This is a genomic window from Actinocorallia libanotica, assembly GCF_039525175.1.
GTDB classification, from domain to species: Bacteria; Actinomycetota; Actinomycetes; order Streptosporangiales; family Streptosporangiaceae; genus Actinocorallia; species Actinocorallia libanotica.
The window spans coordinates 27,752-45,066 of sequence record NZ_BAAAHH010000047.1; the positions used below are offsets into that span (position 1 = coordinate 27,752).

General features: G+C 71.4%; 18 protein-coding genes. 9 read left to right on the forward strand and 9 right to left on the reverse strand.

Annotated elements, in window-relative coordinates:
* Positions 1–14 precede the first annotated feature (14 nt).
* From ABD140_RS34990 to ABD140_RS35010, 6 genes are all read right to left on the reverse strand, one after another.
* Entirely contained in the window at positions 15–854 is an 840-nt protein-coding gene (locus ABD140_RS34990) for a sulfurtransferase (RefSeq protein ID WP_344246370.1), read from the reverse strand.
* The gene (locus tag ABD140_RS34995; RefSeq protein WP_344246372.1) at positions 841–1,287 is read right to left on the reverse strand and encodes a DUF4395 domain-containing protein; all 447 of its coding nucleotides are present in this window, start codon (positions 1,285–1,287) and stop codon (positions 841–843) included. Before ABD140_RS34995 ends, ABD140_RS34990 begins: the two co-directional genes overlap by 14 nt.
* An 88-nt stretch (positions 1,288–1,375) precedes the next feature.
* Positions 1,376–1,534 (reverse strand): putative leader peptide, encoded by a 159-nt coding sequence (locus ABD140_RS40245; RefSeq protein ID WP_425544187.1) that lies wholly within the window; start codon positions 1,532–1,534, stop codon positions 1,376–1,378.
* A 10-nt stretch (positions 1,535–1,544) separates the two neighbouring features.
* A complete protein-coding gene (locus tag ABD140_RS35000) occupies positions 1,545–1,943 on the reverse strand; it encodes a TlpA family protein disulfide reductase (protein WP_344246374.1) in 399 nt (132 codons plus the stop codon).
* A 45-nt stretch (positions 1,944–1,988) separates the two neighbouring features.
* Positions 1,989–2,696 (reverse strand): LmeA family phospholipid-binding protein, encoded by a 708-nt coding sequence (locus tag ABD140_RS35005; protein ID WP_344246376.1) that lies wholly within the window; start codon positions 2,694–2,696, stop codon positions 1,989–1,991.
* A gap of 63 nt (positions 2,697–2,759) precedes the next feature.
* On the reverse strand, positions 2,760–3,014 hold the full coding sequence (locus tag ABD140_RS35010) for a MoaD/ThiS family protein (RefSeq protein ID WP_344246378.1): 255 nt from the start codon (positions 3,012–3,014) through the stop codon (positions 2,760–2,762).
* 171 nt (positions 3,015–3,185) lie between these two features.
* Here ABD140_RS35010 and ABD140_RS35015 point away from each other — a divergent pair, with 171 nt between their 5' ends.
* The 8 genes from ABD140_RS35015 to ABD140_RS35050 all read left to right on the forward strand — a co-directional run bounded on the left by ABD140_RS35015 (position 3,186) and on the right by ABD140_RS35050 (position 11,086).
* Positions 3,186–3,899: a winged helix-turn-helix transcriptional regulator gene (locus ABD140_RS35015; RefSeq protein WP_344246380.1), complete on the forward strand. Its 714-nt coding sequence runs from the start codon at positions 3,186–3,188 to the stop codon at positions 3,897–3,899.
* A 183-nt stretch (positions 3,900–4,082) separates the two neighbouring features.
* Positions 4,083–4,925, forward strand: coding sequence for a mycothiol synthase (gene mshD / locus ABD140_RS35020; RefSeq protein ID WP_344246382.1), 843 nt, complete (start codon positions 4,083–4,085; stop codon positions 4,923–4,925).
* A gap of 200 nt (positions 4,926–5,125) precedes the next feature.
* Positions 5,126–6,229 carry a phosphate ABC transporter substrate-binding protein PstS gene (gene pstS, locus ABD140_RS35025; protein ID WP_344246385.1) on the forward strand — a complete coding sequence of 368 codons (1,104 nt, stop codon included), beginning with the start codon at positions 5,126–5,128 and terminating at the stop codon, positions 6,227–6,229.
* A gap of 174 nt (positions 6,230–6,403) precedes the next feature.
* Complete coding sequence (pstC, locus tag ABD140_RS35030) at positions 6,404–7,321, forward strand: phosphate ABC transporter permease subunit PstC (protein ID WP_344246387.1); 918 nt, start codon at positions 6,404–6,406, stop codon at positions 7,319–7,321.
* The gene (gene pstA, locus ABD140_RS35035; protein WP_344246389.1) at positions 7,318–8,229 is read left to right on the forward strand and encodes a phosphate ABC transporter permease PstA; all 912 of its coding nucleotides are present in this window, start codon (positions 7,318–7,320) and stop codon (positions 8,227–8,229) included. Before pstC ends, pstA begins: the two co-directional genes overlap by 4 nt.
* Positions 8,230–8,250: 21 nt before the next feature.
* Positions 8,251–9,027: a phosphate ABC transporter ATP-binding protein PstB gene (gene pstB / locus ABD140_RS35040; protein ID WP_344246391.1), complete on the forward strand. Its 777-nt coding sequence runs from the start codon at positions 8,251–8,253 to the stop codon at positions 9,025–9,027.
* A gap of 284 nt (positions 9,028–9,311) precedes the next feature.
* Positions 9,312–9,929: a DUF47 domain-containing protein gene (locus ABD140_RS35045; RefSeq protein ID WP_344246393.1), complete on the forward strand. Its 618-nt coding sequence runs from the start codon at positions 9,312–9,314 to the stop codon at positions 9,927–9,929.
* Complete coding sequence (locus ABD140_RS35050; RefSeq protein ID WP_344246395.1) at positions 9,926–11,086, forward strand: inorganic phosphate transporter; 1,161 nt, start codon at positions 9,926–9,928, stop codon at positions 11,084–11,086. The genes ABD140_RS35045 and ABD140_RS35050 overlap by 4 nt, the downstream gene beginning before the upstream one ends.
* Before the next feature lie 80 nt (positions 11,087–11,166).
* Here ABD140_RS35050 and ABD140_RS35055 read toward each other — a convergent pair whose 3' ends face one another.
* From ABD140_RS35055 to ABD140_RS35065, 3 genes are all read right to left on the reverse strand, one after another.
* Positions 11,167–11,331, reverse strand: a complete 165-nt coding sequence (locus ABD140_RS35055; RefSeq protein WP_344246397.1) for a hypothetical protein — start codon at positions 11,329–11,331, stop codon at positions 11,167–11,169.
* Between the two features lie 138 nt (positions 11,332–11,469).
* The gene (locus tag ABD140_RS35060; RefSeq protein ID WP_344246399.1) at positions 11,470–15,669 is read right to left on the reverse strand and encodes a hypothetical protein; all 4,200 of its coding nucleotides are present in this window, start codon (positions 15,667–15,669) and stop codon (positions 11,470–11,472) included.
* 61 nt (positions 15,670–15,730) lie between these two features.
* The gene (locus ABD140_RS35065; RefSeq protein ID WP_344246401.1) at positions 15,731–16,252 is read right to left on the reverse strand and encodes a gamma carbonic anhydrase family protein; all 522 of its coding nucleotides are present in this window, start codon (positions 16,250–16,252) and stop codon (positions 15,731–15,733) included.
* 213 nt (positions 16,253–16,465) lie between these two features.
* Between ABD140_RS35065 and ABD140_RS35070 the strand changes: the two genes are divergently transcribed.
* On the forward strand, positions 16,466–17,315 hold an 850-nt coding region (locus tag ABD140_RS35070; protein ID WP_344246403.1), incomplete at its 3' end, for a DivIVA domain-containing protein.

Below are 17,315 nucleotides of genomic sequence, written 5' to 3' on the forward strand. Positions count from 1 at the left end.
CGTACCGGTCGTTCTTACTTGGGCTCGCCGAGCTCGATCGGCACGCCCACCAGCGAGCCGTACTCGGTCCAGGAGCCGTCGTAGTTCTTCACGTCGGGCAGGCCGAGCAGCTCGCGCAGGGCGAACCAGGTGTGCGAGGAGCGCTCGCCGATGCGGCAGTAGGCGATGATCGGCTTGTTCAGGTCCACACCGGCCTCGGTGTAGAGCTTGCGCAGGTCCTCGTCGGACTTGAAGGTGCCGTCGTCGTTCGCGGCCTTGGACCACGGGATGCTGCGGGCGGTCGGCACGTGGCCGGCGCGCTGCGCCTGCTCCTGCGGCAGGTGGGCCGGGGCCAGCAGCTTGCCGGTGAACTCGTCGGGGGAGCGCACGTCGATGAGGCCCTTGGAGCCGATCGCGTCCACGACCTCGTCGCGGAAGGCGCGGATCGCCAGGTCCTGCTCCTTGGCCTGGTAGTTCGTCTCCGGGCGGGACGGGACGTCGACCACCAGCTCGCGGGAGTCCAGCTCCCACTTCTTGCGGCCGCCGTCGAGGAGCTTGACGTTCTCGTGGCCGTAGAGCTTGAAGTACCAGTACGCGTAGGCCGCGAACCAGTTGTTGTTGCCGCCGTAGAGGATGACGGTGTCGTCGTTGGCGATGCCCTTGGCGGACAGCAGCTGCTCGAAGCCCACCTTGTCGACCATGTCGCGGCGGACCGGGTCCTGCAGGTCCTTCGACCAGTCGATCTTCACGGCGCCACGGATGTGGCCCTTGTCGTAGGCGGAGACGTCCTCGTCCACCTCGACCAGAACCACACCGGGGGCGTCGAGGTTGGCCTCGACCCAGGCGGCGTCCACCAGGACGTCACTGCGGCTCATTGACGAAAACCTCCTCGGAGTATGACTTCGGGATGACACGCTTGATGATCAGAAACATTTCGCAACCGAGGCAGAACCCGAACGCGGCGTTCAGGAAGGCTGCCCCGAGGGCGAAGGCGGTGGCTGCGGTTCCCAGCCACCCGAGCCCCAGGCTGTATCCGGCCACGCCCACCAGCGCGAACACGAGCCCGACTCCCTGCGCGAAACGCGGCGGGGACTCGTCTTCGAGTTCTGCCGGAGGGCCCAAGCGCGGTCGTACGGCGAGCGCGTAGAGCGACCCGTACGGATGGTGACGCAGCCCGAAGAAGACTCCGATCGCGAACACCACGGCCTGAGCGGCGAGCAGTACCCAGCTCCCGGTGAGCAGTACCGCCACCAGGACGATCGATGTGACGGCGGCGGAGAAACGCTGCCCTCGCGGGTCGATTTCCATGTGGAGAACACGCTCCCTTGACGGGGCGGAGGTGCGGACGCCTGGCAGGTGCGGAGGAAGAACCCCGCGACAGCGGCTACGGCTGTTCTCAGGCCATGCGACAGAGCGCGGTCGAAACGCGGCAGTAATCGACTGCCCGCCGCTTCGTCAGCATCTGCTCTGTCCAGTAACGCACGGAGACGATGTTACGACCCTTCTGGCCGCCTGTCACCCCCGTCTCGCCTGACGAGACGGAGCGGGAGATCATTAAACGCAGGTCAGGGCCCCTGGACCCGGCCGAGGGCCGCGATGACGTCGGCCTTCCGGGGCTGGCCGGAAGCCCGCTGCACGACCCGTCCCGAGGCGTCGAGCACCAGGACGGTGGGGGTCTTGAGGATGTTCAGCTCGCGGACGAGCTCCAGCCGGGCCTCGGCGTCGATCTCCACGTGGCGGACGCCCTCCACCATGGCGGCCACCTCGGCGAGGACGCGCTTGGTGGCGCGGCAGGGCGCGCAGAAGGCGCTGGAGAACTGGACGAGCGTCGCCCGCTCGCCCAGCTCGAAGTCCCACTCCCGCCGCACGTCCTGCTCCCTCAGCCGTCCCGACCGCCACCGGTGGACCAGTCCGAACACCGTGGCCAGGCCCAGGGTGACGGCCACGGCCACCACACCGCTCATGTCCGCAACCTACGCCACGGCGCTCCGCGGCGCGGCGCCGCCGCCTCAGCCGGCGGTCTGCTGGACGCCGCTGAGGTCGACGTTCTGGGCGGTGCCGGTGATCCGCAGCCCGGCGTCCACCGGCTCGACCGAGGTGATCCGCGAGCCCATCGGCAGGCCGGTGACGGGCACCGTGTAGGTGAAGCTCTGCTTCACCAGGCCGAGCGGCACCTTGATCCCGGAGGCCTCCACCGCCTCGGGGACGAGGGTGACGCCCTGCTCCGTCGTCTTGATGGAGACGGTCACGCCGACCTGGGCGCTGAGCCCGTGGAACGAGACGTCGCCCTCCAGCAGGACGTTGCCGCCGCTGCGGGAGACCTTGCGCACGCCCTTCTCGGCGGTCGCCCGCTGCACGACGGAGTAGGGGATGACGGCGGAGGCGGTGGCCCGCTCGGCGCGGACGTTCGTCTGGTCGCCGTTCAGCAGGTCACCGAGCGGCGCCTTGAGGTCGTTCAGGCGGATGTTCACGTCCTGGACGGTGACGCCTTGCTGGGTGTAGTCGCCGATGGCCACGTCGATCTGCCCGTAGTTCCCGCTGATCGCCTGGGTGAGGAACGGGAATCCGCCGATCTCCACCTTCGGCTGCTCCGGCAGCCGGTACTGGGCCGCCACCTGACGTGCCACCTCGTTCTCCGCCCGGGCCTCGCCGAACCGGTCGGCGCCGATCAGACCCGCCACGACCAGGACGAGCAGGACGATCAGGAATTTACGCATGTCACCCCTAACTGTTCAGAGTGTGAGACGAACGACCCACCCGGCAAAGTTCACGTTGTGAGATCAGCCACCCGCGAACGGAGGCAATACTTCCACCACGGCGCCCTCGGTGAGTTCCACTCCGTCATGCGGACGGCTCCCCACGGGCAGCCCGTCCACCAGGAACGAACTGCGCGCCAGGACGCGCCGGAATTCCTCGTCCCGCCCCCCGGCGGCGTTCCGCAGCAGCTCGGCGAGCGTGCCCGCCCGGTACGGCTCCTCGGCGACGCCCGCCGCGGCCTTCGCCGCGGCCCAGTATCTGATCAGTCCCTCGGCCATTGGCCCAGGATCTCATTCATGTATCTCCCGTAATGAATCAGTCGGGCGCCCGTTGCCCCTTTCCCCCCCTCGTATAAGCTTCTAGCGAAGGATCCGGGCAACGAGGCCCCCGGGTCCTTGACGTCTTTAAGGAGACGTTTCATCCCGAAGGGCAGGAGAGGGAGGCGGCCGTTGAGCAGCTTGTTGTTGCTCACCAACGCGCTGGAACCATCGGATGAGGTTCTGCCCGCGTTGGGTTTGCTCTTGCACTCGATTCGCGTCGCTCCCGCGGAGGCATCCGCGCTGATCGACGCACCCCCGGCCGATGTGGTCCTCGTGGACGCGCGCCGCGACCTGGTGCAGGCCAAGAGCCTGTGCCGGCTGCTGCGCACCACCGGCCTGGACTGTCCGCTGCTGGCCGTCGTCACCGAGGGCGGCCTGGCCGCGCTCACCCCCGAGTGGGGGCTGGACGACGTCCTGCTGCAGGCTTCCGGACCGGCGGAGGTCGAGGCGCGGCTCCGGCTCGCCATCGGCCGCTCCTCGGCCGGCGAGGCCGAGGACCAGCCCGGCGAGATCCGCAGCGGCGACCTGACCATCGACGAGGCGACCTACACCGCCCGGCTGCGCGGCCGGGTGCTCGACCTCACCTTCAAGGAGTTCGAGCTGCTGAAGTACCTCGCGCAGCACCCGGGACGGGTCTTCACCCGCGCCCAGCTGCTGCAGGAGGTCTGGGGCTACGACTACTTCGGCGGCACCCGCACCGTGGACGTCCACGTGCGGCGCCTGCGCGCCAAGCTCGGCGCCGAGTACGAGTCGCTCATCGGCACCGTCCGCAACGTCGGGTACCGGTTCGTTCCGGACCAGCGTCCCGGCGACCAGGAGGAGACGCTGGTCGCGCGTTCCTGACGTCCGCCTCGCGCGGACCTGGAACGTTCCTTCGACCTGCGGGGAATCCGCGTCCGAAGCAGCCCCCGCGCGACGAGGCACCGGGGCTGTTTCCGCCTTCCCGCGCCGAACGGCGGCCGCGCGGCGCGATCTCCTCCGTCTTGTGATCCTCCGCCGTTGACCGGCGGCATAAGCTGGGGGTCTATGGCCGCAGTGCACGAGTTGTCCCCCGAAGAGTCATCCGCCGTTCTCGACCTGGCCTCCCGGGCCGCCGAGGCCGACGGGATCGCCCCGCTCTCCGAGCAGACACTGCTCGACGTCCGGCACAGCGAGGGCGAACACCGCCTCCGCCACGACGCCGGACGGCTGGTGGGCTACGCCTACACCGACGGGGAGTCCGCCGAGATCGTCGTCGACCCCGGCTTCCGCCGCCGAGGCGTGGGCGGCGGCCTGGTCGCCGAGCTGCTCGCCGCGAACGGGCAGGTGCGGATCTGGGCGCACGGCGACCTTCCGGGCGCCCCGGAGCTCGCCGCGAGCGCGGGCCTCGCCCCGGTGCGCACCCTGCTGCAGATGCGCCGCCCCCTGGACGGCGAGCTGCCCGTCCAGCGCATCCACGCCGGCTTCACGCTGCGCACCTTCGAGCCCCGGGACGCCGAGGCGTGGCTGCGGATCAACGGCCTGTCCTTCGCCGACCACCCCGAGCAGGGCCAGTGGACGATGGAGGACCTGCGCCAGCGCATGGCCGAGCCCTGGTTCGACCCCAAGGGCTTCTTCCTGGCCTGCAAGGGCGACCGCGTCGTCGGCTTCCACTGGACCAAGGTCCACCCCGACGGCGTCGGCGAGGTCTACGTCGTGGGCGTCGACCCGTCCGCCCAGGGCGTCGGCCTCGGCCGCACCCTCACCCTGGCCGGCCTGCACCACCTGAAGTCCCTCGGCCTGTCCGCCGTCCTGCTCTACGTCGACGCCGGCAACACCTCGGCCGTGCGGCTGTACGAGTCCCTCGGCTTCACCCGCTCCCGCGCGGACGTGATGTACGCCCGCCCCTGAGCGGCGCGGGGCGTTCTCGTTCACCTGACGGCCACGCGTCGTCGGCGTGATCTTCCATACCGCGCCCGGCGGTGTTCACCGCCCGTTCACCTGGACCGCTCCGAGCCGTTCACCTGGGCTTCCTACCTTCGGATCCAGACGGTGGCCCCACCTCCCTGACCTGACACGGGGTGCACCGCACTGATCAGGAGGAACACCCCGTGAAGAACGGCATCCGGTTGTCCGCCCTCGGCGGCGTCATCCTCGCAGGCGCCCTCAGCCTGTCGGCCTGCGGCTCGGACGACAACACCGACGGCACCGCCGCCCCGGCGAACACCGGAGACTGCGTCGCGGCGACCGTCAACGCCGCCGGCTCCAGCGCGCAGAAGAACGCGATGGACGAGTGGATCAAGAACTACACCGCGAACTGCTCCGGTGCGACCTTGAACTACAACCCCAGCGGCTCGGGCGCCGGCATCGAGGCCTTCAACTCCGGCCAGGCGGTCTTCGCCGGCTCGGACTCCGCGCTGGACGCCGAGGAGGCCGCCGCGGCCCGGAAGCGCTGCGTCGACGGCCCCGCGCTGAACCTGCCGATGGTCGTGGGCCCGGTCGCGGTCGCCTACAACCTGGACGGTGTGGACGCCCTGCAGCTCTCCCCCGAGACCCTCGCCAAGATCTTCGCCAACCAGATCACCACCTGGGACGACGCGGCGATCAAGGCGGACAACCCCGGCGTCGACCTGCCCGGTGACAAGATCACCACGGTGCACCGCGCCGACGAGTCCGGCACCACCGACAACTTCACCAAGTACCTCGCCGCCGCGGCCCCCGACGTGTGGAAGTTCGAGGGCGGCAAGCTGTGGACCGCCCCCGGCGGCCAGGGCGGCACCAAGTCCGACGGCGTGACCACCCTGGTCAAGCAGTCCAAGGGCGCCATCGGCTACGTCGAGCTGTCCTACGCCGAGAACGCCGGCATCCCCACCGCCAAGATCAAGAACGGCGCGGGCGAGTACGCCGGGCTGACCACCGACACCGCCTCCAAGGCCCTGTCGGGCGCCAAGGTCGTCGGCACCGGCAACGACCTGGCGATGGAGCTGGACTACAACACCAAGACGCCGGGCGCCTACCCGATCGTCATGCTCACCTACGAGATCGCCTGCGAGTCGGGCATGAGCGGCGACGAGGGCAAGTTCGTCAAGGCCTTCCTGTCCTACACCGCCTCCGCCGAGGGCCAGCAGGCCATCGCGGGCCTGGGCTACGCGCCGCTGCCGGAGGACGTCGCCGCCAAGGTCCGCGCCTCCGTGGACGCCGTCCAGGTCAAGTAAGAACCGGGCGAGAACCTGAACGGCGAGCACCACCACAGCCCCGTCGTCCGAGCGGACGGCGGGGCCGAGCCCGGTTGCGGGCCCGATACACGAGAACCCGAGAAAGGGGCTGGGGTGACCAGCATCGACGATGTCCGGACACGGGCCGTCGGGGCGCAGCGGCAGAGGCGTGCGATGAGCACCGGTCGGCGGGGCGACCGGATCTTCAGCGGCGCGGCACTGGGCTCCGGGGTGTTCGTCCTGGTGATCATGGCGGCGATCGCCCTGTTCCTGGTCTGGAAGGCGGTCCCCGCCCTCCGTGCCAACGAGGCGAACTTCTTCACCACCACCGAGTGGAACGCCAACGGCGACCCGCCGCGCTTCGGCGTGGCGCAACTGGCCTTCGGCACCGTCATGTCGGCGGCCATGGCGCTGGTCATGGCGACGCCGGTCGCGATCGGCATCGCGCTGTTCATCGGCTTCTACGCGCCGCGCAGGCTGGCCGAGGGCCTGGGCTTCGTGGTGGACCTGCTGGCCGCGGTGCCGAGCATCATCTACGGCCTGTGGGGCCTGCACTTCCTGGTGACCAACTCCCAGGGCGTGGTGGAGTTCCTCAACGGCACGCTGGGCTGGATCCCGCTGTTCGCGGGCGACGCCGTCGGCGGCCAGTCCCTGTTCATCGGCTCGGTGGTCCTGGCGATCATGATCCTCCCGATCATCTCGTCCATCACCCGGGAGGTCTTCCTCCAGGTGCCGACGGCGCACATCGAGGCGGCGCAGGCGCTGGGCGCCACCCGCTGGGAGACCATCCGCCTGTCGGTCCTGCCCTACGGCCGGTCCGGCATGATCAGCGCGATGATGCTCGGCCTCGGCCGGGCGCTGGGCGAGACCGTCGCGATCGCCCTGGTCCTGTCCACGGTGGCGGGCATCAACTGGCAGGTCCTGGAGCCGGGCGGCAACACGTTCGCCGCCAACATCGTCCGCACCTTCGGCGAGTCCGGGGAGATCGGCCGCAGCGCCCTCATCGCCTCGGGCCTGGTGCTGTTCGTCATCACGATGGTGGTCAACATGGCGGCACGGGCCATCGTGGCGCGCCGTAAGGAGTTCGTGTGAGCGCCCCGACCCTGAAGGCGAAGCCGGGCGGCCTCCCGGACGGCGGGGCCGTCCCGGCCACCTCGGGCCTGCGCAGGCTCAAGGACAACATCGTCCTCGTCGCGGTCTACGCCGCCTTCGCGCTGGCGGTCGTCCCGCTGGCCAGCGTGCTGTACAAGATCGTCTCCGAGGGGGTCTCGGTCCTCGGCGCCGACTTCTTCCTGAAGTCGATGAACGGCATCGGCGGCCGCGACGCCGGCGGCGGCATCTACCACTCCATGGTCGGCACCCTGGAGCAGGTGGCGCTGGCCAGCGCCATCTCCATCCCGGTCGCCGTGCTGACCGCCGTCTACCTGGTGGAGTACGGCCAGGGCAACCGGCTGTCGAAGGTCATCAGCTTCTTCGTCGACGTCATGACGGGCATCCCGTCCATCGTGGCCGGCCTGTTCATCCTGGCCTTCTGGATCCTGGTGCTGGGCTTCGAGGTCTCCGGCTTCGCCGGCGCGCTGGCCCTGGCCGTCCTGATGATCCCCACGGTGGTGCGCTCGGCGGAGGAGATGCTGAAGCTGGTGCCGAACGACCTGCGCGAGGCCTCCTACGCGCTGGGCGTGCCGCGCTGGCGCACGATCACCAAGGTGGTGCTGCCCACCGCGTTCACCGGCATCATCACCGGCATCATGCTGGCCGTCGCCCGCGTCATGGGCGAGACCGCGCCGCTGCTGCTGACCATCTGGGTCACCAAGGTCATCAACTTCAACCCGTTCGACGGCGCCCAGTCCTCGCTGCCCACCTACATCTGGGAGCAGGCGGGCGACCCCAACCAGGTGGCCGTCGACCGCGCGTGGGGCGCGGCGCTGGCCCTCATCTTCATCATCATGGTCCTCAACCTCGGCGCCAGGCTCCTGGCCCGCAGGACCTCGATCCGGTAAGCGAAGGAACGGAGCAAGAGCATGGCGAAGCGGATCGAGGTCTCGGGCCTCAACGCCTACTACGGCGGCTTCCTGGCCGTCGAGAACGTCTCCATGACGATCGAGCCCCGCTCGGTCACCGCCTTCATCGGCCCGTCCGGCTGCGGCAAGTCGACGTTCCTGCGCACCCTCAACCGCATGCACGAGGTCATCCCCGGCGCCCGCGTCGAGGGCAAGGTGATGCTCGACCAGCAGGACCTCTACGGGGAGAAGCTCGACCCGGTCGCCGTCCGCCGCGTGGTCGGCATGGTCTTCCAGCGGCCCAACCCGTTCCCCACGATGTCCATCTACGACAACGTGGCGGCGGGCCTGAAGCTCAACGGCGTCAAGCGCAGGAGCGAGCTCGACGGCATCGTGGAGGGCTCCCTCAAGGGCGCCAACCTGTGGAACGAGGTCAAGGACCGGCTGGACAAGCCGGGGGCGGGCCTGTCGGGCGGCCAGCAGCAGCGGCTGTGCATCGCCCGCGCCATCGCGGTCCAGCCGCAGGTGCTCCTGATGGACGAGCCCTGCTCGGCGCTCGACCCCATCTCCACCCTGGCGATCGAGGACCTCATCGCCCAGCTCAAGTCGCAGTACACGATCGTCATCGTGACCCACAACATGCAGCAGGCCGCCCGCGTCTCCGACCGCACGGCCTTCTTCAACATCGCGGGCACCGGCAAGCCGGGCAGGCTCATCGAGCTGGACGAGACCTCGAAGATCTTCACCAATCCCTCGGAGAAAGCGACAGAGGACTACATCACTGGTCGTTTCGGCTGACACCACCGTCCTGGACGGCCGCCGAATCGTCCAGGACGGCCCGGCCGCCCCCCGCCGCGACCGTTCGGCGGGCCGGACCCGGCGAAGCGCTCACAGGGCCCCCCACCCCCGGGTGGGGGGCTCTGCGCGCGTGGCCGGGAGGCTCCAGGGTGTACGGGGGGAGCTCGACGGTAACCATCAGAAGTGTGGGTGATGACTCGCCGGAAAAACTCAGGTGAAAGTTCGTCATACGGGTGAACTGCACCTACGATCGCTGCGGATAGTTCCCGCACTAGGAGAGAAACGTGCGATTGCGTCTCACACCGCGTGAAGACGGCTTCTACGACTTGTTCGCTGATTCCGCGAACAACATCGTCACTGGAGCCCAGCTGCTCGTGGAGCTCATCAGCGACGGCACAGACCGGGAAGCCATCGCGGAGAAGATGCGCGCCTGCGAACACGCCGGCGACGAATGCACCCACGCGATCATGCACCGGCTCAACGAGAGCTTCATCACTCCGTTCGACCGGGAGGACATCTACGACCTGGCATCCCGCCTCGACGACGTCATGGACTACATGGAGGAGGCCGCCGAACTGGTCGTCCTCTACAAGATCCAGACGCTGCCACCGGATGTCGTGCGGCAGGTGGAGATCCTGGAACGTGCCGCCGAGCTGACCGCCGAGGCGATGCCCCGGCTCAAGGCGATGCGCGAGCTCAACGAGTACTGGATCGAGATCAACCGGCTGGAGAACCAGGGCGACCGGATCTACCGCAAGCTGCTGGCCCACCTCTTCGGCGGCGACTACGAACCGCTGGAGGTGATGAAGCTCAAGGAGGTCATCGACCGCCTGGAGGACGCGGCCGACGCGTTCGAGCAAGTCGCCAACACCATCGAGACCATCGCGGTCAAGGAATCATGACCGCTGAGGGACCGCAGAAGCTGATCGACTCCGTGCAGGTCGAGCGCGACCTGGACCGGCCCCAGCAGAAGCAGAACCGGCTGAGCACCTACGTCTCGGCGGGCGGCGGGGCGGTCGCGCTGATCGCCGGCATCGTCACCATCTGGGCGCTGGGTCCCTCGGTGGAGACCTTCGCCCTGGTGGCCGTGGTCGGGATCGCCCTCGGCTTCGACTACACCAACGGCTTCCACGACGCGGCCAACGCCATCGCCACCTCGGTGTCCACCCGGGCGCTGACACCGCGGGCGGCGCTGCTGATGGCCGCGATCATGAACCTGCTCGGCGCGTTCGTCGGCGTCGGCGTCGCCAAGACCATCGCCGACATCCTGCCCGACCTGACGGGGCTCAGCGGTCTGGCCGTGGTGTTCGCCGCGCTGGCCGGCGCGATCATCTGGAACCTCATCACCTGGTGGTTCGGGCTGCCCTCCTCCTCGTCCCACGCGCTGATCGGCGGGCTGGTCGGCGCGGGCGTGGCCGCCGCCACCACGGTCGGCTGGGACAAGGTGCTGGAGAAGGTCGTCATCCCGATGATCGTCTCCCCCTTCGCCGGCTTCCTGCTGGGCTACCTCTTCATGGTGATCATCCTGTGGCTGTTCCGGCGGGCCAAGCCCGCGCGGGTCAGCCGCGGCTTCCGCATCGCGCAGTCCGCCTCGGCCGCCGCCATGGCGTTCGGGCACGGCCTGCAGGACGCGCAGAAGACCATGGGCGTGATCGTGCTGGCGCTGGTGGCCACCGGGCACCAGGCGCACGCCGACCACGTGCCGGTCTGGGTCATCTTCGTCAGCGCGTCGGCGCTGTCGCTGGGCACGTACGCGGGCGGCTGGCGCATCATGCGCACGCTGGGCCGCAAGGTGATCGAGCTCGACCCGCCGAAGGGCTTCGCGGCCGAGGCCACCGCCTCGTCCATCCTCTACATCGCGGCCATCGGGTTCCACGCGCCGATCTCCACCACCCACGTGATCTCCTCGGCGATCATGGGAGTGGGCGCGACCAAGCGGCTGTCGGCGGTGCGCTGGGGGGTCGCGGGCAACATCCTCATGGCGTGGGTGCTGACGCTGCCGGCCGCCGGCCTGATGGCGGCGCTGGTCTTCACCGTGCTCCGCCTCTTCGGGGTCTGAGGCACCCGGGGCGCTCCCCGGAAGCCGCGCCAGGCCCGTCCGGTCCTCCGGACGGGCCTGGCGGCATGTTCTGTCGCCGGTCAGTCGTAGACAGGCTCAGGGCTCACACCGAGCACGATGTCGATCTCGGCCTCGGTGAGCGAGCGCTCCGCGGTCGCGACCGCGCTCAGCAGCTCCGCGTACAGTTCGATCTCACCGAGTGCCACGTCGTCGTGCAGACGTCGATCGAGTTCCGAAAGGCGCACCGCGTCCACCTCCGTTCATCCGGCATTCATCCGGCCCCACAACACCCGCGTACAGGCTACTGGCCGGTCGTCAAGGTGCCCATGACCCATGCGGGCTACCCGAGGACTATTCGGTGACCCCCGCGGAACCCCCCGGAATCAGTGCTCCGGACCGCCCCTCAGGGTCTGGTTCAGCTCGCCCAGCACGCGTTCCAGGTTGGATTCGGGCAGGTCGCGGGTGGTCAGCCGGGCCGCCGTCATGGCGTCCGCGCCGACCAGCCCGGCCAGCCGCCGCGCCTGGCGCGCCACGGTCTCGTCGAACCACCGCTGGACCGTCCGCCCGTAGGCGAACTCCTCGTCCTCCCGCGACCGGGCGATCCGGGTCATCAGCTCGACCCGCAGTTCCTCCTCCACCACGTACAGCTTGGCCTCGGCGAGCTTGGTGAACAGCTGCACCAGCTCCCGGTCGGTCGGCGGGACGAAGTCCAGCTTCACGAAGGTCGCCTCGATGTCGGGGTTGGCGCGCAGGAAGCCGCCGAGGTCGCGGCCCGTCAGCACCAGCTGGTACGGATGCTCGCGGAAGCCGCGGAACAGCTCCGCGACCGCCTCGGGGGTGAGCTCCTCGGCCCGCTGCACCAGGAGCAGGCCGCCCTCGGCCTGCTGCACCATCGCGGCGGTCCGCAGCTCCGTCTCCAGCCCGTCGCGGCCCAGCAGGTGCTCGGGCCGGCACTGGATGAGGTGCCCGGACGGCAGCACGCCCAGCGCGCCGAAGATGCCGCCGATGATCCCGGCGACGGTGGCCTTGCCCGTCCCCGGCGGGCCCTCGAAGACCAGGTTGACCGGGGTGTCGGCCTCGGCCGCCAGCCGGTCCACCTCGGCCTTGACCTCCGCCAGGCCGATCATCTGGTGCAGGGTCTCCAGGTAGCCGTCGACGTCTCCGGCGGGGCGCAGCGCGGGCTCGATCGTCTCGGGCACCCCCGCGAAGTCCGCGGCCTGGAGCACGACCCGGTCCCGGGCGCCGCCGCCCCTGCCCAGCGCGCGCTGGTGGGCCCGGTCCAGGTAGGCCTCGACGAGCCGGGCGCCGGTCAGGTCGCCGGGGCCGCGCAGCCGGGCGAGGTCCTCCCGCGCGGTGTCCCAGGCGACGGTGTCCAGCGAGGCGCGCCGCTCGTCGGCCAGCACCCGCAGCAGGGTGGTGCGCTCCTCGACGTCCCGCAGCTCCGGAAGGTGGAAGACGCGGAAGACGCGCTCCAGCTCCGGGTGCTCCTGGGCGAAGCGCCGGAACGACCGCGGGTCGCAGGTGGTGACCATCGGCACCCGCGCCCTGGTCCGCACCGTGCGCAGCGTCCGCAGGAAGACCTGCGGATCGGGCGAGTCCAGCAGCGCCGCGTCCAGCCGCTCCAGCAGCAGGACGGGGGCTCCCGGCCCGCCCTCGTCGAACACCGTGGCCAGCCGCTCCAGCGCCAGGCCGCGCAGCTCCTCGGCATCGACGACGCGCAGCCGCCCGTCGCCGACGACACCCGCGATCATCCGCGCGAACCGGCGCTGCCCGGTGTGCGGCGCGCCCACCAGCAGCACCGAGACCGCGGCGGGCCCCGCAGGCCCGCCCGGCACCGTCCCGTGTGGATCCACGGGGCGCCCGGCGCCCTGGTCGAGCATCGTGGCGTGCGGGTCCACCGGCCGTCCGCCGCCTTGGCCCTGCGGCTCCCTCGGCCGGACCGCTCCCTGGTCGAGCATCGTCGCGTACGGGTCCACCGGAGGCGCCCCGCCCTGCCCCGGACCCCCGGCGCCCCGGCCCTGTGCCGGGCCGTGCGGGGACGCCGGACCTCCGGCGCCCTGGTCGAGCATCGTGGCGTGCGGGTCCACCGGAGGCGTCCCGGCCCGGCCCGGACCGTGCGGGGACGCCGGGCGCCCGGCGCCCTGGTCGAGCATCGTGGCCTGGGGGTCGAAGCCCTGGTCGGGGAGTGTGGAGTCCTCCGCGGCGGCGCCCGTGCCCGGGTCGAGCATCGTGGCCTGCGGGTCGAAGGAGGCGGGGGCGCCCGCGGCCTCCAGGAGCGCGGCGGCGCTCTGGTCGAGCATGGTGGCCGGGGGGCCGGACGCGGAGGGGCCGGGGCGCCGGGCGATCTGGGTGGCCTCGAAGGCGATGCCGGGGACCGGCAGGGCGTCGAGGAAGGCGGCGGCGTCGTCCTCGGAGCCGTGGACGAACGTGACGCCGCGGCGGGTCACCGTCGGCACCTCGCCGGGCGTCCGCGCCGGCGGGGCGATGTCGTCGACGGGCCGGGACGGCAGCGGCGCGTAGTCCAGGAAGTCGCCGACCATGGTCTCGGACATGATGCGGGTGCCGTGCTCGGGCACCGGGGGCCCGCTCTGGGCGGGCGCCTCCCCGCCCAGAGCGGGCATCGGCGGCTGGCGGGGGCCGTCCGGCCGGTCGAAGCCCAGCGGGCCGGTGGAGCGCACGTCGGCCTGCGGGCCGCCGCCCAGGAGCCGTCCGCCGAGCTTGCGCGCGCGGTCCCAGGCCTTGCCGAACGCCTTGCCCGCCTGCTGGGCCAGCTCGACGGCGGTGGGGCCGCGCTGGGCCGCCGGACGCCGGGGGCCCGTCTGGTACGGCGCGTCCTGCTGGGCGAACTGCGCCTGCTCCCCCGGAGCCCCGGCGTCGGCGGGCCGGGCGTCCTGGCCGGGCAGGACGAGCTGCCCGTCCGGGCCGAACTCGGCGCGGGCGGTGTGCTGTCCGGGCGGCTGGGTGCCCCACGGCTGTCCCTGGACGGGCTGCTGCTGCGGGGCCTGCTGCTGGGGCCCCGGCGGGACGGGCGGCTGCTGCGCGCCCCACTGCTGCGGCGCCTGCTGCGGCGCGCCCTGCTGGGACGCGCCGGGATGGGGCATGCCCTGTTGCGGCGCACCCTGCTGGAGCGCACCCTGCTGCGGCATGCCCTGCTGCGGTGCGCCCTGCTGGAGCGCGCCCCACTGCTGGGGCGGAGGGGGCGGCGGCGTGGCCGGGGTGGTGGCGGTGGCCCGCTCCAGGCCGATCAGCTCGGCCAGCACCGCGACCGGCGCGGGGAAGCCGCGCGGGCGGGCGGGGATGCCGCCGCCGAGCCGGCACCAGCCCAGCGCCACCGCGTAGAGGACGGCCAGCAGCTCCTCGCGGCCCGCCGCGGTGCCGTCGCGCAGCTGCGGCGGCAGCCGCTGGTCGATCGGCCAGAACCTGCGGCGCAGCGGGTGGCCCGGCTGGGTGATCATCGCCTGGGCGGTGAAGCGCAGCTCCGGGTCCAGCCAGCGGGTGACCTCGGTGACCAGGTCCTGGCGGACGATCGCCAGGTCGGCGGCGAGCAGCGCGGCCGCGATCAGCCGGGGCTCCACGAACGTGGGGTCGCCCGGCTCGCCGGCCGCCGGCACCAGGCAGTGCGCCAGGTCGTAGAAGAGGTGGCGGAACCCGTCGCCCGGCGAGCTCTCGGCGCGCAGGCCCGGGCTGAGGTTCGGCGGGCAGCGGGTGACCCACAGCTGGGCGACCGCCGCGTCGCCGTGCGGCAGCGCGCCGTAGTCCTGCTGGGGGTCGGCGAGCGTGGCGTTGAGGATGGCCAGCAGCGCGTCGGCGCGGGCGGTGAACCGCGGCTCGTCGCGCAGCGCGGAGGCCGTCGCCCACATGGTGCGCAGGATCACCACCGCGGCCTGGACCTGGTGGGCGCGCAGCCGCTCGGCGTACAGGGAGACGAGCTCCTCCAGCGTCGGCGGGGTCAGCCAGCGCGGCCCCTCGATGCGGGGCAGCGGCGCGGCGCGGTAGGGCTCCCACAGGGCGAGCAGGTCGGGGTCCCGCTGGGCGTCGAAGACGGGCGCCGAGGCGCACCACAGCATCACGCCCCAGCAGGCCGCCACCGTGTTGGGCGCGGCCGGGGCGAACTCGGCGAGCCAGCGCGGCGGGTTCTCCGGCCTGGGGAAGTCGCCCGGCGGCAGCGCCGCCGCGGACTCCACGGTGGCGCGGATCCGCGCGGTCAGGGGCGACAGGTCGGCGCCGATGAACGGCAGCGCGGCGGGCGCGGCCGCCTCGAAGTCGGGTCCGAGCGGGATGACGTGCGGGGGCAGCCCGGACACCCCGTCGGCGGTACGGCCCGACCGCCGGACGGAGGAGGCGTACGGCGGCGGGCACAGGTACCACTGGTTGTCGCCCGGGTGCTTGCGGTACCAGCGCGCCCAGGCGCCGAAGAGCCACTGGGTGGCGTCGGGCAGCTCGATGACGCGGCCGGCTACGGCGTGTTCGCGCTGCTCGGCCTGTGCGGTGGGCCACCAGCTCGCGGAGACCACCGCCTTGATCTCGCGCTCGGCGGCGTCGAAGAGGTCTTCCTGCCGCGAATCACCCGGTCCCCATGCCACCCGGACATGGTAATTGACACGGTTCTTCAGCGAGCCAGCGGTTTTCTGCGAGTCCTGCCGGTCACTTCCATTCGGCCTGGCTGTGCTGCTTGGCCTTCTGCACGTACGCGGCGGCGGTGAGCTCCAGGCTCGCCAGGTCGTTCTCGTTCAATTCCCGCTTGACCGTCGCGGGCGCGCCGGCGACCAGCACCCCGGAGGGGAAGCGCTTGCCCGGGGTGACCAGGGCTCCCGCGGCCACCAGGGTGCGCGCGCCGATCCGCGCGCCGTTGAGGACGATCGCGCCGATGCCGATGAGGGAGCCGGTCTCCACGTGCGCGCCGTGGACCATCGCCTTGTGCCCGAGCGTCACCCCGTCCTCCAGGATGGTGGGCAGGCCGGGATCGGCGTGGATGCAAGACAGGTCCTGAATGTTGCACTCGTCCCCGACGATCACTTCCTCCTCGTCGGCCCGCAGGACCGAGCCGTACCAGACGCTGGAATCGCGGCCGAGGGTGACCTTGCCGACCACCACGGCGCCCGGGGCGATCCACGCGGTGGGGTGAACTTCAGGCTGGTATGCGCCAAGTGCGCCCAAGAACGTCATGAACCGTATTCTGTCTCTTTGACGCGACGGCGTCTCGGCCGGGCTCGACGCGAACGGACATCCGCCCAATTCCCGCGAGAACCGTCGTTCCGGTTGCGCGGTCAGGCCGAACCGGACCAGAGTCGGTTCTGACGTCCCGCAATCAGGGGTCAATCCCTGCCCCTTCGGAACCATCAGCAGCCCCCGGTCACGGGGCCGATCCCCTGAGGCACCATGAGCAACGAGACAGAGATCCTCCCCAATCTCCTCAAGGAAGAGCAGTTCGAGATCGTGATGCGCGGTTACAACCGCCGCCAGGTCGACGAAATGATCATCCGCTACCAGAACCAGATCCGGGACCTCGAGGCGCGGCTGCAGCGGTCCCTGGACGACGTGGAGCGCACGCGCAGGGAGATGGCGGAGGTGCGCGAGGCGCGCCGCCCCACCGGGGACGACCTCAGCGAGCGGCTCCGCCAGATCATCAACCTGGCCGAGGACGAGGCCAAGGAGAAGGTCGCCGAGGCCGAGCGCACCGGCCAGCAGATCCGCGGCGACGCCGACCGCGAGTCCAAGCGCATCATCGACGAGGCCCGGGGGCAGGCCGAGCGGGACGTCGCCGCGGCGCAGGAGAAGGCGGCCCAGGTGCTCAACGCGGCCAAGAACGAGGCCGAGAAGGTGCTCACCGCCGCCAAGCACGAGGCCGAGCAGACCGTGACCGGGGCGCGCCTGGAGGCCGAGCGCACCCTCACCCAGGCCGAGCGCCGCGCCGGCGTCATCAACGAGGACGCCACCGAACGCCTCGACCACGTCACCAAGAACCACTCCAACGCGCTGCAGCGCCTCACCGAGATCAGCCACACCCTCAGCGCCCTGCTCCGCGCCGAGAACGAGGCGGGCCCGCTGGAGAAGATGGTCGAGGACGCCGCCGGCAAGCCCCCGGTCCGCAAGCACGCCCGCCCCGCCGCCGGCGCGCCCGCCGCCGCGGCGGGCTCCTCCACCGCGCCGCCGCCCCCCCCCCCCCCCGCCCCCCCCCCCCCCCCCCCCCCCCCCCCCCCCCCCCCCCCCCCCCCCCCCCCCCCCCCCC